Genomic DNA, 21,364 nt, shown 5'->3' with positions numbered 1-21,364 from the left:
CCCCCGGTGGTCGACCGGACACGAGAGCGGCCCTCGTCCATCCCAGGTGGACGAGGGCCGCTTTTCCGCGCTGTGCCGGATCAGCTCGCCGCCGCCGCGCGGGAGCCGCGGGCCAGGGACGTCGGCCAGCCGGCCACCGCCGCCGTGGCGCCGTACCAGGCCGCGAGGCCCGCGACCGCGGCGACCCAGCCGCCGGCCTTGCCGAGACCCGCGTTGTCGGCGAAGGCGCCGATGCCGAGCAGCAGCAGGGCGACGAAGAGGAGCCCGTACACGCCCTGACCGAACAGTCCGCTGCCGCCCGCGGCCACCGTCAGCGTGAGCGCCAGGAGCGCCCACAGCAGCAGGAAGAGTCCGGCGGCCTCGGCTGAGGCGTGGGCGCCGACGGCGGTGCCCCAGGTGAACCAGAAGGCTCCGAGGGCCGAAAAGGCCGTGCCCTCACCGGTGTTGCCGGCGCGCAGGGCCAGCAGGCCGACGAGGAACAGCGCGACACCGCCGACCCAGGTGGCGAGCCCGCCGGCGTCCGCCGCGCCGACGTGGTCGACCACGCCGGTGGAGCCGATGCCGAAGGCCAGCAGGGTCAGTCCGAGTGCGAGGTTTCCGAGGGTGGAGGTGGTGTTTCCCGCGGCGGCTTCGTTGGACACGGCGGGCTCCCTTCAGGTGTGCAGTTGTACTGCTTGGACTGCTTTGTTCCGGTGCTCTTTATGTACCCTTCACAAGCGCACAATTCACCTGCGGAAGGCCGAAATTATGGCCGGAACAAGGGAGTTGGGAGAGGCGCGTGTGACAACTCGCGGGACAGCCGACGGGACAGCGGGCGGGACGGCTCGTGGGACGGGCGCGGGCCCGGGTTACGGGATCACGACCACCGGGCGCTGCGCGCGGCGCGCCAGCCGGCCGGCCACCGAGCCGAAGATCCGGCCGACGATGCCGTGCGTCCCGCCGACCACGATCGCGTCGGCCGCGTACTCCTTGCCGACCTCCTCCAGCTCGTGGCAGATGTCACCACCGCGCTCGACGAGGATCCACGGCACCTCGGAGAGGTGGTCCGCGCAGGCCAGCTCGAGACCCAGGACCTCGGTGCGGTGGTCCGGCACGTCGACGAAGACGGGCGGCTCGCAGCCGGCCCACACCGTGGTGGGCAGCCGGTTGGCGACATGCACGATGATCAGGCCGGATCCGGAGCGGCGGGCCATGCCGATGGCATAGGCGAGGGCGCGCTCACTGGACGTCGATCCGTCGAAGCCGACGACGACACCGTGCCGGAAGGCCGGGTCGCAGGCGTGACGTGGCTGTTCCACCGCGAGGGGGTCGACCGTGGAGTCGGCGACGCGCTTGCGGTCCGCGGGTTCGGGGAATTCGTGACCGGCCATCGGTGTCTCGGCGAAGAGGGTCCTGACGGGAGGGACGGAAAGGACAGGGAGCGGAACAACGGTTGGCTGTTGGCTTGGCTGCGGAGCTGTGTCCGGGAATCATCTTCCCAAGCCCATACCCCCAAGGGTACGGCGACACTCCTCCCGAGCCCAGGGACGCCGCCGGGGTCCCCTCGCGGCGCTCCATACGGCGCTCCAGGAGAATGCACGAGCCCCGCGCGGAGCGCAATGCCGGTTGTGCCCTACAGGTGTCCGTACGGAGGCCAAACGGACGTGTCCCGCAGTGACCGGAACGTTCCGCTCCTCGTTCCCACAGGTCAACGCCACCGTCGCAGGGAGCCCGCCCGTGCCTTCACCGTCACCCGCCGACACCCGGCTCGACCTCCACGCCGTCCACGACGTCCACACGGCGGAGACGGTCACCGCCGTGATCGCGCCCCCGGGCCCCCGCTCGCGCCGTCGGGCGCCGGAGCCGCCCCACCCGGGCGGTGCGGGCGGCGGTACGAGCTCAGGCGCGGGCGGCGGTACGGGCTCCGGCGCGGGCTACGGCGCTGGTGGTGCCGGGGGCGAGGCGGCGAACGACGTCGTGCGGTGGGGGGTCTTCTGCTGTGTGCTCGTCCCGGTCGTGCTCGTGGTCTACGGGACGAGCCTGGGCGGCGCGGCCGGCACCGCGCTCGGGCTCGCCGCCGTGACGGCCGCCTGCCGGGTGCTGCTGCGCCGGGCGGAACGCGGGCTGCGGGCCGAGCGGTCGGACGCGGAGGACCAGCCGGACCACTCGCGGAGTTGACATGCTCGTACAGCCGATCCCGTATGTTTTCAGCCAACTTCCCGGGATCATCCGAACCTTGGCCGAACTACGCTCAACCCGCATAGGGCCAGGCATGACCGCCCTCGACCGCCGCCGGCGATCGAACGCTTCGCGCCAAGTTGCCATGTCGACAATGTGCCGGAAGGAGAAGTTGTCACGACGGTGCCACGGGACGCAGTAGATTCGATCATGGATACCGAAGACTGGGGTCTCGCGCAAAACCGAGGGGAAACGTGGCACATCCACATGACCAGGGAGACGCCAACACCGAGGGGGGCTTAGCGTCATGAGCCAGGACTCCGTCGCACCGGAGGCACGGAAGCTGTCCGGGCGCCGCCGTCGCGAAGTCGTCGCGGTACTGCTGTTCAGCGGTGGCCCCATCTTCGAGAGCTCGATCCCGCTCTCCGTATTCGGCATCGACCGCCAGGACGCGGGGGTGCCGCGCTATCGGCTGCTCGTATGCGCCGGTGAGGAAGGCCCGCTGCGCACCACGGGCGGCCTCGAACTCTCCGCGCCGTACGGCCTGGAGGCGATCAGCAGGGCCGGCACCGTCGTGGTGCCCGCCTGGCGCTCGATCACCTCGCCGCCGCCGCCGGAGGCGCTCGAGGCGCTCCGCCGGGCGCACGAGGAGGGGGCGCGGATCGTCGGCCTGTGCACGGGCGCGTTCGTGCTCGCCGCGGCCGGGCTGCTCGACGGCCGGCCGGCGACGACGCACTGGATGTACGCGCCGACGCTCGCGAAGCGCTATCCGTCGGTCCACGTGGACCCGCGGGAGCTCTTCGTCGACGACGGCGACGTGCTGACGTCCGCCGGCACGGCGGCCGGAATCGATCTGTGTCTGCACATCGTGCGGACCGACCACGGCACGGAGGCCGCGGGCGCCCTAGCGCGCCGGCTGGTCGTCCCGCCGCGGCGCAGTGGCGGCCAGGAGCGCTATCTCGACAGGTCTTTACCCGAGGAGATCGGCGCCGACCCGCTCGCCGAGGTCGTCGCCTGGGCGCTGGAGCACCTCCACGAGCAGTTCGACGTGGAGACGCTGGCGGCCCGTGCGTACATGTCGCGGCGGACCTTCGACCGCCGCTTCCGCTCGCTGACGGGCTCCGCGCCGCTGCAGTGGCTGATCACCCAGCGGGTGCTCCAGGCACAGCGGCTGCTGGAGACCTCCGACTACTCGGTCGACGAGGTCGCGGGCCGCTGCGGCTTCCGTTCGCCGGTGGCCCTGCGCGGGCACTTCCGGCGGCAGCTCGGCTCCTCGCCGGCCGCCTACCGGGCCGCGTACCGGGCCCGGCGGCCACAGGGCGAGGGCGGCGGTGCGGCGGTGCTCGACGCGGTCGTCCCGGCGCAGGCCCAGGCCGGCGCCGCGCCGATGGTCCGCCGCCCGGGCGGTCCGCTGGACCCGGGCAAGCCGGCCTCGGACGCCTACAGCCCGAGCCGCCCGGCCCTGCCGGGCCAGCGCAGCGCCCCGTAAGGGGCCACGAGAACCGCGCGCGCCACAAGCCGCGCAGCCAGGAAACCGAAGGGCTCCCCGGGACACCACCCGAGGGGGCCCTTCGGCCATAAGGTAGGACGCATGAACGATCGCATGGTGTGGATCGACTGCGAGATGACCGGGCTCTCGCTGACGGACGACGCACTCATCGAGGTGGCCGCGCTGGTCACCGACTCGGAACTGAACGTGCTCGGCGAAGGTGTGGACATCGTGATCCGCCCGCCGGACGCGGCCCTGGAGACCATGCCGGAGATCGTGCGCGAGATGCACACGAAGTCCGGGCTGCTCGACGCGCTCGCCGAGGGCACCACCCTCGCCGACGCGGAGGCCCAGGTCCTCGCGTACATCCGCGAGCACGTGAAGGAGCCCGGCAAGGCTCCGCTGTGCGGGAACTCGGTCTCGACCGACCGCGGCTTCCTCAGCCGGGACATGCCGGCCCTGGAGAAGCACCTCCACTACCGGATCGTCGATGTCTCCTCGGTCAAGGAACTGGCCCGCCGCTGGTACCCGAGGGCGTACTTCAACAGTCCGGAGAAGAACGGCAACCACCGGGCCCTCGCGGACATCCGCGAGTCCATCGCCGAGCTCCGCTACTACCGCGAGGCGATCTTCGTCCCGCAGCCCGGCCCCGACTCGGAGACCGCGAAGCAGATCGCGGCCCGCCATGTGATCAGCGGCGAATAGCGCCCGCCGGCGGCGTGCTCGCGCCCACCGGACCCCGGCCGGAACGCCGCCCGGGAAACGTGTGCGCGAGCACCCCCCAGAACCCTGTAGACTTCTTCTCGGCCGGTCAGGGAAGCCCTCGGGCAGATGACCGGTCGTGGTGGGTATAGCTCAGCTGGTAGAGCACCTGGTTGTGGTCCAGGATGTCGCGGGTTCGAGTCCCGTTACTCACCCTGAGTGTCGAGGCCCCGGTTCGGAAGAACCGGGGCCTCGATCGTTTACGCTCCGGGACTGTGCGCCGCGTCACCGCCGTACTCGCCCTCCTCCTGCTGGCCGCGCTCAGCGCCTGCGCCGCCGATCCGCCGTCCGGACCGGCCGCCGCGTACGGGACGGCTCGCGTCGATCCCGCCGGGCGCCCCGTCACCCTCACCGTCGGTGTCTTCGGGTCCTTCGGGCTCCAGGAGGCCGGGCTCTACGACACGTACATGCGGCTGCACCCGGACGTCGCGGTGCGGCAGACGTCCATCGAGCGCAACGAGAACTACTACCCGCAGCTGCTCACCCATCTCGTCACCGGCTCCGGGCTCGCCGACGTGCAGGCCGTGGAGGTCGGCAACGTCGCCGAGGTGATCGCCACCCAGGGCGACCGGCTCGTCGACCTGGGAAGGGTCCCCGGGGTGGAGCGGCGGGCGTTCCTGCCGTGGAAGTGGGCGCAGGGGACGGGGCGGGACGGGCGGACGGTGGCGCTCGGGACGGACATCGGGCCGCAGGCGGTCTGCTACCGCAGGGACCTGTTCGCGCGGGCCGGGCTGCCGGCCGGGCGGGAGGAGGTGGGGCGGCTGTGGGCCGGGGACTGGCGGCGGTTCCTGGCGGCGGGGCGGCGGTTCGCGGCGCGGGCGCCGGAGGGGACGGCGTTCACGGACTCGGCGTCCGGGGTGCTCGCGGCGGTCGTGAGCAGCGGGCGGCGGCGCTTCTACGACGAGCGGGGCGCCCTCGTCATCGGTACCGACCCGGCCGTGCGGGAGGCCTGGGACCTGGCGGCCGCGTTCGCCCGGCAGGGCCTGACGGCCCGGCTGCAGCAGTTCACGCCCGGCTGGGACCAGGGTTTCGCGAACGGGGCCTTCGCGGCCGTGGTGTGCCCGGCGTGGATGCTGGGCTACATCCAGGACAAGTCGGGCCCGGCCGGGAAGGGCCTGTGGGACGTGGCGGCGGCGCCCCTGCCGGGCAACCGGGGCGGCTCGTTCCTGGTCGTCCCGAAGACGGGCCCGCACCGGGCGGAGGCGGCCCGGCTGGCCGCCTGGCTGACCGCCCCGGCCCAGCAGGCGCGGGTCTTCGCGCGGCGGGGCAGCTTCCCGAGCGCGTCCGCCGCGCACGCCCTGCCGGCGGTGGCGGCGGCCCGCCATCCGTACTTCGGCGACACCCCGGTGGGCGCGATCTTCGGCGCGGCGGCCCGCGGGGTGCCGTCGGCGCCGATCGGGCCGAAGGAGGGCCTGGTCGCCCAGCTGCTGACCGACGGCGGGATGCTCCTGGTCGACCAGACGGGCCGCGACCCGGACGAGGCCTGGACGGACGCGCTGCGGTCCATCGACAACGCCCTGGACCGGTGACGCGGTGACGACGAACAGGAGGTCCGTGGAACGCTGGGCGCCGTACGGGTTCGTCGCGCCCTTCTTCCTCCTCTTCGGCGCCTTCGGGCTCTTCCCGCTCCTCTACACCGCCTGGGCGTCCCTGCACCGCGTCGAGCTGACGGCGCTCGACCGGCCGGAGTGGGTGGGGCTGCGCAACTACACGCGCCTCGCCGAGGACCCGTTCTTCTGGAACGCGCTCGGCAACACCGTCGCCATCGGTCTGCTGTCGACGGTGCCCCAGCTGCTGCTCGCGCTCGGCGTGGCGCATCTGCTCGACGTACGGCTACGGGGGCGGGCGTTCTTCCGGGTGGTGGCGCTCGCGCCGTACGCCACCTCCGTGGCCGCGGCGACGCTGGTCTTCGCGCTGCTCTTCGGGCGCGACCACGGCCTCGTCAACTGGGTCCTCACCGGCCTCGGTCTCGCGCCCGTCGACTGGCAGAACGGGCCGTGGGCGTCGAAGGCGGCCGTGTCGGCGATCGTGGTGTGGCGGTGGACCGGCTACAACGCGCTGATCTACCTCGCCGCCATGCAGACCGTGCCGCGCGAGCTGTACGAGGCGGCGGCGCTCGACGGGGCGTCGAGGTGGCGGCAGTTCGTGCACGTGACGCTGCCGGGGCTGCGGCCGGCGATCCTCTTCACGGTGGTCGTGTCGGCGATCGGGGCGACGCAGCTGTTCGGCGAGCCGCTGCTGTTCGGGGCGGACGCGGGGGCGTCGGGCGGGGCGGACCACCAGTTCCAGACGCTCGGTCTCTATCTGTACGAGCAGGGCTGGGTGAACCTGCATCTGGGGCGGGCCTCGGCGATCGCCTGGGTGATGCTGCTGCTCCTGGTCGTGATGCTGGGCGCGGCCCGGCTCGTACGGCGCGTCAGAGCGTCGGGGGCGGTGGCCTGATGGGCGCGAGACGGTCCGCCTGGGCCGCGTACCTCCTGCTGACGCTGTTCGCCGCCGGCTCGCTCTTCCCGCTGCTCTGGGCGGCGGTGGCGGCCTCACGGACGACGACCCGGCTGGCGCACACCCCGCCGCCGTTCCGCCTCGGCCGGAATCTGCCGCGGAACCTGGCTCTCGCCTGGACCGACGCCGGACTCGGCGCCGCACTCGCCAACACGACGGTCGTGGCGGCCCTGGTCGCCGCGGGCACGGTGCTCGTCTCGACGCTCGCCGGGTTCGCCTTCGCGCGGCTGCGGTTCCGCTTCCGGCGCGCGCTGCTCGCGCTCGTGGTGGGCACGATGCTGATCCCGCCGCAGCTCGGGGTCGTACCGCTGTATCTGCTCGTGGCCCGGCTGCGGTGGACGGACGAGCTGCAGGCGGTGGTGCTGCCCGGTCTGGTGTCGGCGTTCGGGGTCTTCTTCATGCGCCAGCACCTGCTGCGGGCGCTGCCGGCCGAGCTGGTGGAGGCCGCGCGGGTGGACGGGGCCGGGCCGCTGCGGGTGGTGTGGCACGTGGTGTTCCCGGCGGCGCGGCCGGCGATGGCCGTGCTCGGGACGCTGACGTTCGTGGCGGCGTGGAACGACTTCTTCTGGCCGGTGCTGGTGCTGACGCAGACGGGCAGCCCGACGGTGCAGGTGGCGCTGACGGGGCTCGGGCGCGGCTACATCCCGGACCAGTCGGTGGTGATGGCGGGTGCGCTGCTCGGGACGGTACCGCTGCTGCTCGTGTTCGCGGTGCTGGGGCGGCAGATCGTGGGCGGCGTGATGCAGGGCGCGCTCAAGGAGTGAATCCTCCCCTCTTTGCGGGGAGCGCGCCCCGGACGCGGTGGGGTGGGACGTCCGGGGCGCGCCGTGTGGGGGGACCTGGGGGGCCTTGGTGGCTACTTGTACGCGGCGAAGGCCTTCGTGAACGCCAGCGGCTGCTGGAGGATCGACGAGCAGGTCGGGTCCGCGTAGGTCACCGCGCCCGACGCGCACTGCTTGTCGCGGGCCGCCGACCACATCGACAGCCGGCCGATCCCCTTCGACCTCGCGAAGTCCACCAGCTGGGTGGCGTCGTCGACGCGGAAGGTCTCCGAGCTGACGTCGTTGACGCCGATCATCGGCGTGACGGCGACGGCCTTCCAGGCGGCCGCGTCGGACAGGCCGAGCACGCCCTTGATCTGGGCCTGGGTGGCGGTCGCGGCCTGGGTCGCGTACGTGCCCATGTCGGCGCTGTAGGCCGGGCCGTAGTCCATGGCCATGATGTTGACGGAGTCGACGCGGACGCCGTTCCGCTTCGCGTCGGCGAGCAGGTCCACCCCCGGCTGGGTCAGGCCCTCCGGCATCACCGGCAGGGTGAAGGAGACGTTCAGGCCGGGGTGGGCCTTCTGGAGCTGGGCGACGGCCTGGGCGCGGCGGGTGTTGGCGGCGGTGTCCGGGAGGGCCGCGCCCTCGATGTCGAAGTCGACCTTGGTGAGCCCGTACTGGTCGACGACCTTGCCGTACGCACCGGCGAGCGCCGTGGCCGTGGAGCAGGCCTGCGCCAGCTCGCGCCCGGCGGCACCGCCGAAGGAGACCCGGACGTCGCCGCCCTTGGCCCGCAGGGCGCCGATCTGGGCGGCGACCTTGTCGGAGCCGAGGTCGGTGACGCCGCCCCACAGCGGGGCGCAGCCGCTGCCGGAGGTGATGAAGGCGAGGTTGAACTCCTTGACGCCGGTCTGGTCGGCGGTGCCGAGGAGGTCGTACGCGGGGTAGAGCGAGGTGTCGACGTACGGGGCGTACCTTGCGCCGCCGGTGGAGGGCGCCGGGGGCGTCGTGGGCGGCGCGGTCGGGGCCGGGGTCGTCGGGGCGGGCGTCGCGGTCTTCGTGGGAGCGGGCGTCGCCGTCTTCGTGGGAGTCGGGGCGGGCGGCGTCGGCTGCGTCGTGGGGCGGCCGCTCGGGGTGGGCGTCGGCCCGCCGGCCGAGCACGTGGCCTTGTTGATGAGGCAGTTGGCCGGGTCGCCCGCCGCGCCGCCGCCCGCCGAGGTCACGAAGCCGACGGTGACGGACTGGCCGGGTGCGAGCTCCTTGTTCCAGCTCGCGGGCGTCACGGTGACGTGCCGGCCGGAGACGGTGTGCTCGCCGTTCCACAGGGAGGAGATCGTCGTCCCGGCCGGCAGGTCGAACTCCAGCGTCCAGCCCCCCGACTGGACGCTGGAGGTCTCGTTGGTGACGACGTACTGGCCGGTGTAGCCGCCGGTCCAGGAGCTGGTCCTGGTGTACGCGGCGCCGACGGCCGCGGCCTGCGCGGTGCCGGTGAGCGCGAACGCCGCGCCGCCGACGACCGCCGCGGCGACGACCGCTCCGACGGCCTTGGTCCGGCCGCTCGTCCTGCGCCGGTGCGTACTGCTGCTGCCCATCGCGTGCCTGCCTCTGCCTACCGGGGGTGGGATGCGGCAGCACGCTAGCGAGCGGGAAACGGACAAATGCCCGGGACGGGGCCCGGGTTGGGATTCTTAGGGTCCGCTTAAGGAAGGCATCGGACGCACGAAAGGTTGGGCGGGACGGACCGGGCAGGACCAAGGGCGGACCCGGGTGGACCGGGGCGGGCCGGCGCGGGCCGGGCGCGTCACGCCTTCCGGCCACGACGGCGCCCGCGACGGCCCCCGTCCGTACCGGCCCCGCGGCCGTCGAGCCCGATCCAGATCCGTACCTCCGTGCCGCCGAGCACCGAGTGCCCGATGCGGACGTCGCCGCCCGTCGACTCGGCCATGCGGCGCACGATGTCCAGGCCGAGACCGGTGGAGCCGTCGCGGCCGCTGCCCGCGCCGCGGGCGAGCGCGGCGGCCGGGTCGGGGATGCCGGGGCCGGCGTCGGAGACCAGGATGATGACGGCGTCGTCGCCGTTGTGGAGGTCGACGGAGAAGGCAGTGCCCTCCGGCGTGTGCCGGAAGACGTTGCCCAGCAGCGCGTCGAGCGCGGCGACGAGTTCGGGGCGGGCGACCGGGATGCGGACCGGGCGTTCGACGCCCGCGACCCGTACCTTGCGGCCCTCGTCCTCGGCGAGCGCGGACCAGAAGTCCATCCGCTCGCGCACCACCTCGGACGCGTCGCAGCCGGCCGCCGCGATCGCCGTCACCCCGGTCTGCGGCTTGGCCTCCCTGGCCGTACGGATGATGGTGTCGACCTCGCGTTCCAGCTGCTCGACGGCGGCCCGGGTCTGCTCGGCGGCCGGGCCCGAGCCGAGCGAGGCCGCGTTGAGGCGGAGCACGGTGAGCGGGGTGCGCAGCCGGTGCGAGAGGTCGGCGGCGAGCTCGCGCTCGTTGGCGAGGAGCTGCACGACCTGGTCGGCCATCGAGTTGAAGGCGACGGCGGCGGACTTCAGCTCGGGCGGCCCCTCCTCGCGGACCCGCGCGCCGAGCCGGCCCTCGCCGAGTTCGTGGGCGGCGCGGGCGAGCCGCTGGGCGGGCCGGACCATGCGGACGCCGAGCCGGTCGGCGACCGCGACCGAGCCGACGATCAGGGCCACGCCGACCAGGGCGAGGACCAGCCAGGCGGTGGCGACGCCGTTGCTCACCTCGCCCTCGGGGACGAACAGTTCGACGACGGCGACCTGCCCGGAGCTGACGGCCGTGGGCTGGAGCAGCACCGAACCGCCGGGCACCTCGGCGATGGTGGCGCGGCCGAGCGCCCGGGTGGTGGCGAGGTCGTCGTCGCCGGCCCGCCGGGTGCCGATCTCCTCGCCCCTGCCGCCGGGTTCACCGGGCGTCGCGGGCAGATGGACGGCGAGCCGGCCCTCGGCGCCGTCGTCGGTGGTGGCGACGGCCCGTTCGAGCTGTTCGTGGTCGGTGGTGATGGCGAGGACCGGGGCGAGCCCGGCGGCGCGCCGCTCGGCGTTGGAGAACGCCCGGTCGCGGGCCATCTCCTTGACGACGAGCCCGAGCGGCACGGCGAAGGCGACCACGACCATGACGGTGACCGCGAGGGCCACCTTGACCAGCGCCCATCTCACCGCGCCGGCTCCGGTCTCCCGCCCGGCGGCTCCAGCTTCACGCCCACCCCGCGCAGGGTGTGCAGATAGCGCGGCCGCGCGGCCGTCTCGCCCAGCTTCCGCCGCAGCCACGACAGATGGACGTCGATGGTCTGGTCGTCCCCGTACGCCTGCTGCCACACCTCGGCGAGCAGCTCCTTGCGGGACACGACCACGCCGGGCCGTCCGGCGAGGAAGGCGAGCAGGTCGAACTCACGGCGGGTCAGGTCGAGCGCCGCCCCGTCGAGCGACGCCTGCCGGCGCAGCGGGTCGATGGCGAGCCCGCCGACCCGGAGCTCCCGCGACGGCGCCGCCTCGCCCGCGCCGGACCGGGCGCGGCGCAGCACCGCCGCCATCCGCGCGGACAGGTGCTCCACCGAGAACGGCTTGGTGAGGTAGTCGTCGGCGCCGTCGTTGAGCAGCCGGACGATCTCCGCCTCGTCGTCGCGGGCGGTGGCGATGATCACCGGCACGTCGGTGATCCCGCGCAGCATCTTCAGCGCCTCGGCGCCGTCCAGGTCGGGCAGTCCGAGGTCGAGGACGACCACGTCGAAACGGAGATGGGCGACCTCGCGCAACGCCTCCAGGGCCGTGCCGACGCTCCTCACGGTGTGGGACGCCTCGGTCAGGTGCCGGATGAGGGCGGAGCGCACGAACTGGTCGTCCTCGACCACGAGCACACTTGCCATGGGCGGCACCGTACGCCATTCGGGGGACACCGGGGATGGCAGGATGTGCGCGATGCGAAGAGGACTGGTTCACGTGCTGGCGTGGTCGCTCGCCACGGGCGCGGCGGTCTCGCTGTCCTGGTGGGGCGTGCACACCGTGCTGGCCGGCACGGTGTACGACCCGCCGCTCGCGCTGCCGATCCCGTCCGGCACCTCCGGCGCGTCCGGCGCGTCCGGCACCGGCGAGGTCGGCACCGCCGCCTCGGCCACCGCCCCCGTGAGCCCGTCACCATTCGCCCCGGCCCCGACGGCCGCCCCGAGCACCGCCCGCCCGTCGAAGGCGGCGACCACTCCCCCGCCGCGCCGCACCGCCACGGCGAAGCCGCCGGCGAGCACGAGCGGCAGCGTGAAGAGCTACGGGACGGACGGCGGCCGGGCCGTCTTCGACCTGGGTCCCTCCTCGGCCGAGCTGGTGAACGCGACGCCCGAGGCGGGCTGGCAGATGCAGGTGTGGAAGCAGCCCACCTGGATCCGGGTGACCTTCACCAAGGACAGCCGGGAGATCTCCGTCTTCTGCGTGTGGCACGACACCGCGCCGCGCGTGGAGATCGACGAACGCGCGGTCTGACCGGACCAGCTGACCGGACCAGCTGACCGCACGCACGGTCCGACCGCACGCACGGTCCGACCGAACGCGCTGTCCGGCTAACGGAAGACCGCGGCCGGCGGTACGGGTGAGGGCTTCGCGCTCGCGTCGGTGACCGGCGCCGCGCCGCCCGTGAAGTCGGCGAGCGCCCGCCCGTGCTCGACCCGCCCCGGGTGCGGATCGGTCGCCACCCGCCGGGTCAGCTCGGCGACCGGCAGCTCCCGGTCCGAGGCGAGCAGTACGGCGTTGCCGAAGCGGCGGCCGCGCAGCACGGTCGGGTCGGCGGTGAGCGCCAGCTCGGGGAAGACGGTGGCGGCGGTGGCGATCTGGCCGCGCAGATGGGCCAGCGGCGGGCCGTCGGCGAGGTTGGCCGCGTAGAAGCCGCCGGGCCGCAGCACCCGCCGTACCTCCGCCAGGAACTCCGTGCTCGTCAGGTGCGCCGGGGTGCGGGCCCCGCTGAACACGTCCGCGATGATCAGGTCGGCCCAGCCGTCCGGCACCTTGCCGAGCCCGGCGCGGGCGTCCGTGGAGCGCACCCGGATCCGGGCGCCGGCGTCGAGCGGCAGCTCACGGCGCACCAGCTGCACGAGCGGCCCGTCCAGCTCCACGATCTGCTGCGTCGAGCGGGGGCGGGTGGCCGCCACGTACCGGGCGAGGGTGAAGGCGCCGCCGCCGAGGTGCACGACCTGGACGGGCTTGTTCGGCGGGGCGACGAGGTCGGCGATGTGGCCGAGGCGCCGCTGGTACTCGAAGGTGAGGTGCGCGGGGTCGTCGAGGTCGACGTGCGACTGCGGGGCGCCGTCGATGAGCAGCGTCCAGCCGCGCGGCCGCTCCCGGTCGGGTATGAGCTCGGCGAGCCCGCCGTCGACGGTCTCCACGACCGCCGCGGCCCCGGCCGCCCGCTCCCGCTGCTTGTTCCTTGCCACGAGCCCATTATCAGCGGATGTACCGAGTGGGCCCTATCGGCAGCCGTCCGCCGCCTCGATCAGCCGGGCGGCCTGGCCGAGGGCCTCGCGCAGCATCACCGGGTCGGTGACCTCGCCGCCGGTACCGGGCGGCAGCAGCCAGTCGGCGGGACGCGGGGTGGCCCCGTCCGGGCCGGGCAGCTCGGGCGGGTCCGGCAGGCGCAGACCGCGCCCGTCGGTCCGGGTACAGGCGCTGCCCGGCATGTCCCAGGCCGCGGCCGTGCCGGGCGGCACCAGGAATCCGAGCGTGTCGCAGGCGCCGTCGTGCAGCACCGGGCCGACCGCCGGCGCGACGCCGCGGCGGTCGGCCCGGCGCAGGATGTCCACGGCCTCAAGACCCTGCCGGGCCGGGACGGTCACCAGGTCGCAGGCCTCCCCGGACCCGCCCGAGCTGCCCGGCCCGGACCCCGACCCGGCCTCGGCGTGGGTCGCGAAGGACGCGCTGGCGTCCGGCGTGGGCGCGTGCCGCTCGGTCGACTGCGATGCGACCGGCCCGGCGTACGGCTGCGCGACCGGCCCGGCGTACGGCTGCGTGACCGGCCCGGCGTACGGCTGCGTGACCGGCGGCTGGACGGCCGGCCCGGCGTACGGCTGGGCGACCGGCCCGACGGCTCCGGTTTCCACCATGGAACCCTCCTCGCTCCGAAGCGGGAGACGCGGTCCGGCTGCGCCGCGTCTCCACACCCTGGTTCAACGCCCGTACGCGTCAACGGCTACGGCGGCACGCCGCCGCAAAGGATGGCAGTTCATGGCAGATCGCGGGCGAGATATCCGATTTGTTGCCAAACTCTGCGTGCGCGGCCGGTCACAGCAGGTACGTTCTTGCCGCCGGAACACCGGCAGCACCAGGAGAGGGCTCGGCCATGGCGTTGTCACGGGCAGTTCCCAACCTCGCCTTCCGCAGACTCCGCGGACAGCGTTCACCGGCGGAGTTCGCCGCGCTCGTCCGCCGGGCGGCGCGGGAGATCGGCGAGCAGGTCGCATGCGACGCCCGCTACATCGGGCGCGTGGAGGCGGGCGAGATCCGCTGCCCGAACTACGCGTACGAGCGGGTCTTCCTGCACATGTTCCCCGGACTGGGCCTTACGGACCTGGGGTTCTCGGCGCGGGAGGCCGTTCGCGGCCGGCGGTCGGCCGCCGAGGCGGCCGGGGCACCGCCGCCCCTCGCCATCACCACCCGGAACGATGAGGAGAGCGACGTGCTGCGTCGCGCATTCATGACCGGCGGCACCGCCACCGTGGCGACCGCCTCGCTGGGCCTCTGCGGCCCGGCCGCGGCGATCGCCGCCCCCCACACCAGCGCCCCCAGGACCGCCGCCGTCCCCGCGGTCACCATCCCGGCGCCCCGCGGCGTCCACCGCGTCGGCGAGGCCGAGGTCCGCGCCGTCGAGGACGCCGTACGGAACATCCGGCTGCTCGACGACCGGCACGGCGCCGACGGCCTCTACCAGCGCGCCACCCAGCCGCTGCGCACCGCCTACGCCCTGCTCGACGCGGGCGTCGCCACCCGCCGCTCCACCGCCGACCGGCTGCACAACGGCGCCGGTGAACTCGCCATCTCCGTCGGCTGGCTCGCCCACGACTCGGGCCGGCTCGACGACGCCCGCTCCCACTACGCCGAGGCGCTCGCCACCGCACGGGTGGCCGGGGACGCGGCCCTGGAGGCGCACGCGTTCTGCAACACCTCGTTCCTGGCCCGCGACTCGGGGCGGTACCGGGAGGCGGTACGGGCCGCGCAGGCCGGACTGCGCGCCGCCCAGCCGCTCGGCTCGGCCCGGCTCCTCGCGCTGCTCAGCCTGCGCGAGGCCGGGGCGTGGGCCGGGCTCGGCGACCGGTCCTCCTGCGCGCAGGCCCTCGGCCGGGCGCACACCCACTTCGCGCGGGGCACCGCCGACGAGGACCCCGAGTGGATGTCCTTCTTCGGCGAGCCCGAGATGGAGGCCCTGGAGGCCCAGTGCTGGTCGCTGCTCGGCGACTGGACCCGCGCGGCCCGGCACGCCCAGCGCGCCACCCTCCTCCAGGACCCGCACTTCGCCCGCAACCTGGCGCTCTACCGCGCCCAGCTGGCGACCGACCTCGCGCACGCGGGCCGGCCCGACGAGGCGGCGGCGGAGGTACGGCGGGTGGAGGCGTCCCTGGACGGCGTCGAGTCCGCGCGGATCCGCCGGATGCTGTCGGAGACGCGCCGGCTCATCGCCGCGCACTGAGCCGCGTACGATCGCCGCGCACTGAGCCGCGTACTGAGCCGCGTACGGACGACTCGCGCGCGAGGGGCCTACTCCAGGTGCCCGGTGTCGTTCCAGCGCTCGATCGCGGGGGCGCCGTACGCCCAGCCCAGCACCGACAGGCTGGTCGGGTCGAGGCGGATGCGGGCGGCGTAGGAGACGTCCTCGCCGAGCCAGCGGGCGCCGATCGAGCGCAGGATGTGGCCGTGCGCGAAGATCAGGACGTCCCGGTCGGCCGAGCGGGCCCACTCCACGACCTGGTCGGCACGGGCCGACAGCTCGGCCATCGTCTCCCCGTCGCGCACGCCGTCGCGCCAGATGAACCAGCCGGGCTGGAGCTTCTGGATCTCGGGCGGGGTCAGGCCCTCGTACGCGCCGTAGTCCCACTCCATCAGCGCGTCCCAGTCCGTCGCCCGCTCGCCGAAGCCGGCCAGCTCGCAGGTCTCCCTGGCCCGCACCAGGGGGCTGGTGCGCACCTCGACGCCGTCGAGTCCCTGCCACGGCCCGCGCGCGAGGCGCTCGCCGAGCAGCTTCGCACCGCGCCGGCCCTCGTCGAGCAGCGGGATGTCGGTCCTGCCGGTGTGCCGGCCGAGCAGCGACCACTCGGTCTGGCCGTGCCGGGCGAGCAGGATGCGCGGTGCCATGGAGACTCTCCAGGTGTTCACGGGTACGGGTCCCCTTACGGGTGCCTGTCCATCATCGCCCACCCGAATTCCCGGTGACCGGCGGGCAACCTCCCGGCCCCGGACCGCGTCCTCCCACGATCAGGAACGAGTGGGGGAACAGTGGGGGGACCTTGCATGCCCGGGCGCAGACCACGCTGGTGGCTGGAGCTGATACTGATCGCCGCGGTGTACGCGGCCTACTCCGCCGGGCGGCTGTTCGCCACCGGGGACGTCTCGGACGCCGTCGGCCACGGCCTCGGGATCCTGCGGACCGAGGAGTGGCTGGCGATCGACTTCGAGCACCCGCTCAACCGCCTCTTCACGGCGACCCCCGCGCTCGGCATCCCCGCCGACTTCGCCTACGCCTCCCTGCACTACCTGGTCACACCGGCCGTCCTGGTCTGGCTGTTCCGCCGCCGTCCCGCCGCCTATCTGGCCGCCCGCACCTGGCTGATGACCGCCACCCTCCTCGGTCTCGTCGGCTTCGCGCTGATGCCGACCTGCCCGCCGCGGCTGCTCGACCCGATGTACGGCTTCACCGACACGATGGCGCACTTCAGCGCGTATGGCTGGTGGGGCGGGCAGGCCAGCGCGCCGCGCGGGCTCGGCGGCCTCACCAACCAGTACGCGGCGATGCCGAGCCTGCACGTGGGCTGGGCGCTGTGGTGCGGGGTGGTGCTGTGGCGGCACGGGCGGACGCCGCTGGTCAGGGCGGCCGGCGTGGCGTATCCGCTGCTGACCGCGCTGGTGGTGATGGGCACGGCGAACCACTACTTCCTGGACGCGGTCGCGGGGGCGGCGGTGATGGGCGTGGCGCTGCTGCTCACGCCGTACGTGCGCCGGGTCGCGGACCGTCTCGCGAGCCGTCCCGCGGACCGGATCTTCGGGGGCGAATCCCCGCGAAACTCCCCGCTTGTCAGTGGCGGATGGGAGACTTCCGCGGGTGAGCGCATCCCTGGACAGCGGTCCGCACCGACCGCCGCAGACCACACCGCCGCAGACGACGCTCCGGCATCGGCTCGCTGAGCTGCGCGGACCGGCCACCGTGCCGCGTCCGCTCGACGCGCGCGCCCTGGCCGCCCTGGCCGCGAACCCGGGCTGCAGGCGGCGCGCGATCCTCGACGGCGCCGGAGTCGACAAGACCGCTCTCGCGGCGAAGCTGGGCGCGCCGTCGTCGTTCGGCCAGTCGCAGTACGCGATCGCCCGGGGCAACGCGTTCGAGGCGAAGGTGAAGGCCGACGGCGGCCGGGAGCTGCTCGCCCTGCTCGGCATCACGGAGCCCGGCACCGTGGACGTGCCGGAGCTGGCGGCGGCCGGGCCCGAGGGCCGGGCGGCCCGCACCGCGCTCACGCTGCGCGAGGCGACGGCGGCGGGCCGCTGGGCGCTGCTCGACCACCCGATGCTGGCCCTGGAGGTGGCCGGCTCCCCGGTCTACCTGGAGCCGGACGCGGTCGTGGTGCACCCCGACGGGCGGTGGACGGTCGTCGAGATCAAGTCCTTCCCGATGATCGACGGCGCGGCGGACGCGTCGAAGGTCGGCGCGGCGGCCCGCCAGGCGGCGGTGTACGTGCTGGCCCTGGACCGGATCGCGGCGCACACGGAGGGCGCGACGGTGGCGCACCGGGTGCTGCTCGTCTGCCCGAAGGACTTCTCCAACCTGCCGACGGGATCGGCGGTGGACGTGCGCAAGCAGGTCGCGGTCACCCGGCGCCAGCTGGCCCGGCTGACCCGCATCGAGGAGATCGCGGACGCGCTGCCGGAGGGCGTGACCTTCGACGTCGCCGAGTGCTCGGCCGAGCAGCTGGCCTCGGCGGTGGAGTGCGTGCCGCACGCGTACGCCCCCGAGTGCCTCTCCGCGTGCGAACTGGCCTTCCACTGCCGGACCCGCGCCCGCGCGGCGGACGCGGTGACGACCCTCGGCCGTTCGGTACGCGGCGAGCTGGGCTGCCTGACGACGATCGGCGCGGTCCTGGCGGCGGCCCGCGGCGAGAGCGGCGACCCGGACGACCCGGCGGTGGACGCGCTGCGCAGGGCGCGAGCGCTGAGGGCCGAGGCGCTGGAGGCGGCGGCCGGCGGCGCGGGGGCTGTCGCGGAGGTGTCGGCATGTCGCTGATCTCCACGCTCGCCCGGATGGAGGCCGTCGAGGCCGGCCGGGCCCAGCCGCTCGCCACCGTGCGGCACCGGCATCTGTCCGAACGGCCGCTCGTCTTCGTGCCGTTGACGACGTCGGGCGAGGCGGGCGCGCCGCTCGGGGCGCTGGTCGGCACCGACCCGGAGGAGCCGCGGCTGCTCGTCGTGCCGCAGCCGCGCGACCGGGACCTGCGCTTCGCGTTCCTCGCCGAGCTGGCCGACGAGATCCTGCCGTACGTCGACTCCTTCGCCGGGGTCGTCGAGGCGGCCGAGCGGTCCGAGACCGACCCGGAGACCGGCAAGAAGGTCAAGGTCGAGGTCGAACTGTGCGCGGACGCACCGCAGTTGGTGGTGCCGAGCCGGGCCGGCATCGAGTACGTACGTCTCCTCGGGCGGTCGACGCGCTTCCGCCGCACGGCCGAGCAGGACCCGGAGACGCCGTTCCCGGCGCCGCCCCGGGTGCCGCTGCTGGGGCGCTGGCTGACGCACTTCGGCGAGCGGGCCCGGGTGCCGGGCGCCTCGCTGCTCGTGGCGGCGACGGACCTGCTGAACCGGCACTGGGCGACGGGCCAGTCGTCCCTGGAGGACCAGCACCTGGGCGCGCTGCTCGCCTGGATCGCTCCCGGCGAGGGGGAGTCCGGCGCGGAGGCGGCGCTGCGCGCCGAGCTCGGGCGGGACGCGCAGGGGCAGTTGCTGTGCCCGCCGGCCGGGCCGGCGACCGACCCCGCCTTCGACAACCGGCTGCTCGCGCCCGCGGTCGAGGCGTACGACCGGGCCCGGCAGGCGCTCGGCGCGGCCGAGGACGGCGGCGCGGCCGAGGACGGGCTCGCCGCGCTGACGGTGGCCGAGCGGGAGATCCGGCGTCTGATCGCCGCGCAGCTGAAGCCGACCTGGGACGCGGTGTGGCGGGCGCTCGGCCTGCTGCGGGAGCTGCCGGAGGGGGCGCGGGTCGCCGACCGCTGGACCCGGGACCGCTGGTCGTTCACCGGCCAGCGGGACCGCATCGCGGCGGGCGAGCCGCCGCAGCCGCGCCGCGACGACGCGGTGACGGCGGCGCAGAAGCTGGCGGCGCGCGAGCAGGCGCAGGGCCAGCTGGAGGCGCAGGAGGCGCTCGACGACCCGCTGGTGATGGCGGGGCGGCGGCTGGCGGGCGAGGCGTTCGTCGCGGAGATCACGGAAGTCGTGATGGCACGCACGGAGAAGAACCGCCCGCGTCCTCTCCTGACCGTCCGCACGGACGACCGGCCGCACCTGGCCGAGGGCGTGAAGGTGTACCGCTCACTGGACGGCAAGCCGCAGACGGCCGAGTTCGCGCACGCGGAGGAGGACGGCTCGCTCGTGCTGCGGCTTCTGGACAAGATGGGCCGGTCGAAGGAGCCGGCGGAGGGCTCGGTGCCGGAGAAGGGCGAGCGGATCACCTGGACGCTGTTCGAGCACGACCAGCGGCCGGGCGCGAAGCTGCCGGACCCGGAGGACACACCGTGGACGCACGGCGGCCCTCCGCGCACCGACGACGCCGAACTCCCTGACGCCACGACGCCCGAGGACATCCTGTGACCTTCGATCCCTCCGCCGAGGCCGCCCGGGCCACGGCCGAGATCCTGGCCGACACCCTGCACGGCACCGCCCGTGGCGTGGTCGTGGACTCGCCGCCGGGCGCCGGCAAGTCGACGCTCGTCGTCCGCGCCGCGCTCGAACTGGCCTCTGCCGGACGCCCGTTGATGGTGGTCGCGCAGACCAACGCGCAGGTCGACGACCTGGTGCTGCGGCTCGCCGAGAAGGAGCCGGGTCTCGGCGTGGGCCGGCTGCACTCGAACGACTCGGACCCGTACGACAAGGCGCTCGACGAGCTCGAACACGTACGGAAGTCGTCGAAGCCGGCGGATCTCGCCGGGCTGCCGGTGGTGATCTCGACCGCCGCGAAGTGGGCGCACGTGAAGAACGTCGAGCCGTGGGCGCACGCGATCGTGGACGAGGCGTACCAGATGCGCTCGGACGCGCTGCTCGCCGTGGCGGGGCTGTTCGAGCGGGCGCTGTTCGTGGGCGACCCGGGTCAGCTGGACCCGTTCTCGGTGGTGGGCGCGGAGCAGTGGGCGGGGCTTTCGTACGACCCGTCGGCGTCCGCCGTCTCCACCCTCCTGGCCCACAACCCGGAGCTGCCGCAGCACCGCCTCCCGGTCTCCTGGCGGCTCCCCGCCTCGGCCGCGCCGCTGGTCTCCGACGCCTTCTACCCGTACACGCCGTTCCGCAGCGGTACGGGGCACGGCGACCGGAGGCTCTCCTTCGGCGTGCCCTCGGACGGCTCGGCGCCGGACCGGGTCCTGGACGAGGCCGCCGAGTCCGGCTGGGGCCTGCTCGAACTCCCCGCCCGCCACACCCCGCGCACCGACCCGGAGGCCGTCCACGCGGTCGCCCTGGTCGTCCGCCGCCTCCTCGACCGCGGCGGCGCGGCGGTCAGCGAGCGGTCCCCCGACCCCGTCCCCCTCACCCCGGACCGCGTCGCCGTCGGCACCGCCCACCGCGACCAGGCGGCCGCGATCCGCGCCGCGCTCGCGGACGTGGGCGTCACGGGCGTCACGGTCGACACGGCCAACCGCCTCCAAGGCCGCGAGTACGACGTCACCGTCGTCCTCCACCCCCTCTCCGGCCGCCCCGACGCCACCGCCTTCCACCTGGAGACCGGCCGCCTCTGCGTCCTCACCTCCCGCCACCGCCACGCCTGCATCGTCGTCTGCCGCGCCGGCGTCACCGAGCTCCTCGACGAACACCCGTCCACGGAGCCGGTCCAGCTCGGCGTCACGGTCAAGTTCCCGGACGGCTGGGAGGCGAACCACGCGGTGTTGTCACACCTCGCGGAGCACCGGGTGACCTGGACGCCATGAAGCCGTCGCCCCGAGCCACGGTGCCGCCGGACGGAGTCCGGCACGCCGCCGGAGGCGGCCGATGAATACAGCCCCGGACGGCTGGGAGGCGAACCACGCGGTGTTGTCGCACCTGGCGGAGCACCGGGTGACCTGGACGCCGTAAGGACGTCGCCCCGAGCCGCGATGCCGCCGGACGGAGTCCGGCACGCCGCCGGAGGCGGCCGATGAAAACAGCCCCGGACGGCTGGGAGGCGAACCACGCGGTGTTGTCACACCTCGCGGAGCACCGGGTGACCTGGACGCCATGAAGCCCTCGCCCCGAGCC

Annotated in this window: 20 protein-coding genes and 1 tRNA gene; 13 read left to right on the top strand and 8 right to left on the bottom strand. The window is 74.3% G+C overall.

Features of this window, described 5'->3' with window-relative positions:
* Window positions 1–80 precede the first annotated feature (80 nt).
* The gene (locus ACIRSU_RS16420) at window positions 81–641 is read right to left on the bottom strand and encodes a GPR1/FUN34/YaaH family transporter (protein WP_403792633.1); all 561 of its coding nucleotides are present in this window, start codon (window positions 639–641) and stop codon (window positions 81–83) included.
* Between the two features lie 207 nt (window positions 642–848).
* Entirely contained in the window at window positions 849–1,370 is a 522-nt protein-coding gene (locus ACIRSU_RS16415) for a universal stress protein (RefSeq protein WP_403792631.1), read from the bottom strand.
* Window positions 1,371–1,716: 346 nt separating this feature from the next.
* Here ACIRSU_RS16415 and ACIRSU_RS16410 point away from each other — a divergent pair, with 346 nt between their 5' ends.
* From ACIRSU_RS16410 to ACIRSU_RS16380, 7 genes are all read left to right on the top strand, one after another.
* On the top strand, window positions 1,717–2,157 hold the full coding sequence (locus ACIRSU_RS16410; RefSeq protein WP_403792629.1) for a hypothetical protein: 441 nt from the start codon (window positions 1,717–1,719) through the stop codon (window positions 2,155–2,157).
* Between the two features lie 307 nt (window positions 2,158–2,464).
* On the top strand, window positions 2,465–3,646 hold the full coding sequence (locus tag ACIRSU_RS16405) for a helix-turn-helix domain-containing protein (RefSeq protein WP_403792627.1): 1,182 nt from the start codon (window positions 2,465–2,467) through the stop codon (window positions 3,644–3,646).
* Window positions 3,647–3,748: 102 nt separating this feature from the next.
* Window positions 3,749–4,351 (top strand): oligoribonuclease, encoded by a 603-nt coding sequence (gene orn / locus ACIRSU_RS16400; RefSeq protein ID WP_403792625.1) that lies wholly within the window; start codon window positions 3,749–3,751, stop codon window positions 4,349–4,351.
* A 139-nt stretch (window positions 4,352–4,490) separates the two neighbouring features.
* Window positions 4,491–4,563, top strand: a tRNA-His gene (locus tag ACIRSU_RS16395).
* Window positions 4,564–4,623: 60 nt separating this feature from the next.
* Window positions 4,624–5,937 carry an ABC transporter substrate-binding protein gene (locus ACIRSU_RS16390; protein WP_403792624.1) on the top strand — a complete coding sequence of 438 codons (1,314 nt, stop codon included), beginning with the start codon at window positions 4,624–4,626 and terminating at the stop codon, window positions 5,935–5,937.
* A 25-nt stretch (window positions 5,938–5,962) separates the two neighbouring features.
* Window positions 5,963–6,850, top strand: a complete 888-nt coding sequence (locus ACIRSU_RS16385) for a carbohydrate ABC transporter permease (protein WP_403792622.1) — start codon at window positions 5,963–5,965, stop codon at window positions 6,848–6,850.
* Window positions 6,850–7,674 (top strand): carbohydrate ABC transporter permease, encoded by an 825-nt coding sequence (locus ACIRSU_RS16380; RefSeq protein ID WP_403792621.1) that lies wholly within the window; start codon window positions 6,850–6,852, stop codon window positions 7,672–7,674. Before ACIRSU_RS16385 ends, ACIRSU_RS16380 begins: the two co-directional genes overlap by 1 nt.
* 92 nt (window positions 7,675–7,766) lie before the next feature.
* On the opposite strand, the gene ACIRSU_RS16375 is transcribed toward ACIRSU_RS16380, so the two are convergent.
* The 3 genes from ACIRSU_RS16375 to ACIRSU_RS16365 all read right to left on the bottom strand — a co-directional run bounded on the left by ACIRSU_RS16375 (window position 7,767) and on the right by ACIRSU_RS16365 (window position 11,565).
* Window positions 7,767–9,266 carry a cellulose binding domain-containing protein gene (locus ACIRSU_RS16375; RefSeq protein ID WP_403792620.1) on the bottom strand — a complete coding sequence of 500 codons (1,500 nt, stop codon included), beginning with the start codon at window positions 9,264–9,266 and terminating at the stop codon, window positions 7,767–7,769.
* A 209-nt stretch (window positions 9,267–9,475) separates the two neighbouring features.
* A complete protein-coding gene (locus ACIRSU_RS16370; RefSeq protein ID WP_403792619.1) occupies window positions 9,476–10,858 on the bottom strand; it encodes a sensor histidine kinase in 1,383 nt (460 codons plus the stop codon).
* Window positions 10,855–11,565 carry a response regulator transcription factor gene (locus tag ACIRSU_RS16365; protein ID WP_403792617.1) on the bottom strand — a complete coding sequence of 237 codons (711 nt, stop codon included), beginning with the start codon at window positions 11,563–11,565 and terminating at the stop codon, window positions 10,855–10,857. The genes ACIRSU_RS16370 and ACIRSU_RS16365 overlap by 4 nt, the downstream gene beginning before the upstream one ends.
* 43 nt (window positions 11,566–11,608) lie before the next feature.
* Here ACIRSU_RS16365 and ACIRSU_RS16360 point away from each other — a divergent pair, with 43 nt between their 5' ends.
* Window positions 11,609–12,172 carry a hypothetical protein gene (locus tag ACIRSU_RS16360; RefSeq protein ID WP_403792615.1) on the top strand — a complete coding sequence of 188 codons (564 nt, stop codon included), beginning with the start codon at window positions 11,609–11,611 and terminating at the stop codon, window positions 12,170–12,172.
* Between the two features lie 77 nt (window positions 12,173–12,249).
* Here the strand turns inward: ACIRSU_RS16360 and ACIRSU_RS16355 are convergent, their stop codons facing one another.
* Window positions 12,250–13,116, bottom strand: a complete 867-nt coding sequence (locus ACIRSU_RS16355; RefSeq protein ID WP_403792613.1) for a spermidine synthase — start codon at window positions 13,114–13,116, stop codon at window positions 12,250–12,252.
* 33 nt (window positions 13,117–13,149) lie between these two features.
* Window positions 13,150–13,518, bottom strand: coding sequence for a hypothetical protein (locus ACIRSU_RS16350; RefSeq protein WP_403793597.1), 369 nt, complete (start codon window positions 13,516–13,518; stop codon window positions 13,150–13,152).
* A 500-nt stretch (window positions 13,519–14,018) separates the two neighbouring features.
* On the opposite strand from ACIRSU_RS16350, the gene ACIRSU_RS16345 reads away from it, so the two are divergent.
* Entirely contained in the window at window positions 14,019–15,362 is a 1,344-nt protein-coding gene (locus tag ACIRSU_RS16345) for a tetratricopeptide repeat protein (RefSeq protein WP_403792611.1), read from the top strand.
* A 68-nt stretch (window positions 15,363–15,430) separates the two neighbouring features.
* Here the strand turns inward: ACIRSU_RS16345 and ACIRSU_RS16340 are convergent, their stop codons facing one another.
* Window positions 15,431–16,024, bottom strand: coding sequence for a histidine phosphatase family protein (locus ACIRSU_RS16340; protein WP_403792609.1), 594 nt, complete (start codon window positions 16,022–16,024; stop codon window positions 15,431–15,433).
* Window positions 16,025–16,180: 156 nt separating this feature from the next.
* Here ACIRSU_RS16340 and ACIRSU_RS16335 point away from each other — a divergent pair, with 156 nt between their 5' ends.
* From ACIRSU_RS16335 to ACIRSU_RS16320, 4 genes are read left to right on the top strand one after another with little or no spacing between them, the layout of a single operon-like run.
* Window positions 16,181–17,071 carry a phosphatase PAP2 family protein gene (locus ACIRSU_RS16335; protein WP_403792607.1) on the top strand — a complete coding sequence of 297 codons (891 nt, stop codon included), beginning with the start codon at window positions 16,181–16,183 and terminating at the stop codon, window positions 17,069–17,071.
* Window positions 16,989–18,158 (top strand): hypothetical protein, encoded by a 1,170-nt coding sequence (locus ACIRSU_RS16330; protein ID WP_403792605.1) that lies wholly within the window; start codon window positions 16,989–16,991, stop codon window positions 18,156–18,158. The genes ACIRSU_RS16335 and ACIRSU_RS16330 overlap by 83 nt, the downstream gene beginning before the upstream one ends.
* Complete coding sequence (locus ACIRSU_RS16325; protein WP_403792603.1) at window positions 18,149–19,732, top strand: hypothetical protein; 1,584 nt, start codon at window positions 18,149–18,151, stop codon at window positions 19,730–19,732. The genes ACIRSU_RS16330 and ACIRSU_RS16325 overlap by 10 nt, the downstream gene beginning before the upstream one ends.
* Window positions 19,729–21,057 carry an AAA domain-containing protein gene (locus ACIRSU_RS16320; RefSeq protein WP_403792601.1) on the top strand — a complete coding sequence of 443 codons (1,329 nt, stop codon included), beginning with the start codon at window positions 19,729–19,731 and terminating at the stop codon, window positions 21,055–21,057. Before ACIRSU_RS16325 ends, ACIRSU_RS16320 begins: the two co-directional genes overlap by 4 nt.
* Window positions 21,058–21,364 lie beyond the last annotated feature (307 nt).

This window comes from Streptomyces sp. NPDC101160 (assembly GCF_044768205.1).
GTDB lineage: Bacteria > Actinomycetota > Actinomycetes > Streptomycetales > Streptomycetaceae > Streptomyces.
Note: the sequence above shows the minus strand (reverse complement) of the source record. Positions and strands in the feature narration are given on the sequence as shown.

Coding starts and splice junctions, on each gene's coding strand:
- ACIRSU_RS16380 (WP_403792621.1), top strand. CDS start 6,850: ATGGGCGCGAGACGGTCCGCCTGGGCCGCGTACCTCCTGCTGACGCTG.
- ACIRSU_RS16340 (WP_403792609.1), bottom strand. CDS start 16,024: ATGGCACCGCGCATCCTGCTCGCCCGGCACGGCCAGACCGAGTGGTCG.
- ACIRSU_RS16325 (WP_403792603.1), top strand. CDS start 18,149: ATGTCGCTGATCTCCACGCTCGCCCGGATGGAGGCCGTCGAGGCCGGC.
- ACIRSU_RS16365 (WP_403792617.1), bottom strand. CDS start 11,565: ATGGCAAGTGTGCTCGTGGTCGAGGACGACCAGTTCGTGCGCTCCGCC.
- ACIRSU_RS16375 (WP_403792620.1), bottom strand. CDS start 9,266: ATGGGCAGCAGCAGTACGCACCGGCGCAGGACGAGCGGCCGGACCAAG.
- ACIRSU_RS16360 (WP_403792615.1), top strand. CDS start 11,609: ATGTGCGCGATGCGAAGAGGACTGGTTCACGTGCTGGCGTGGTCGCTC.
- ACIRSU_RS16405 (WP_403792627.1), top strand. CDS start 2,465: ATGAGCCAGGACTCCGTCGCACCGGAGGCACGGAAGCTGTCCGGGCGC.
- ACIRSU_RS16335 (WP_403792607.1), top strand. CDS start 16,181: ATGCCCGGGCGCAGACCACGCTGGTGGCTGGAGCTGATACTGATCGCC.
- ACIRSU_RS16415 (WP_403792631.1), bottom strand. CDS start 1,370: ATGGCCGGTCACGAATTCCCCGAACCCGCGGACCGCAAGCGCGTCGCC.
- orn (WP_403792625.1), top strand. CDS start 3,749: ATGAACGATCGCATGGTGTGGATCGACTGCGAGATGACCGGGCTCTCG.
- ACIRSU_RS16345 (WP_403792611.1), top strand. CDS start 14,019: ATGGCGTTGTCACGGGCAGTTCCCAACCTCGCCTTCCGCAGACTCCGC.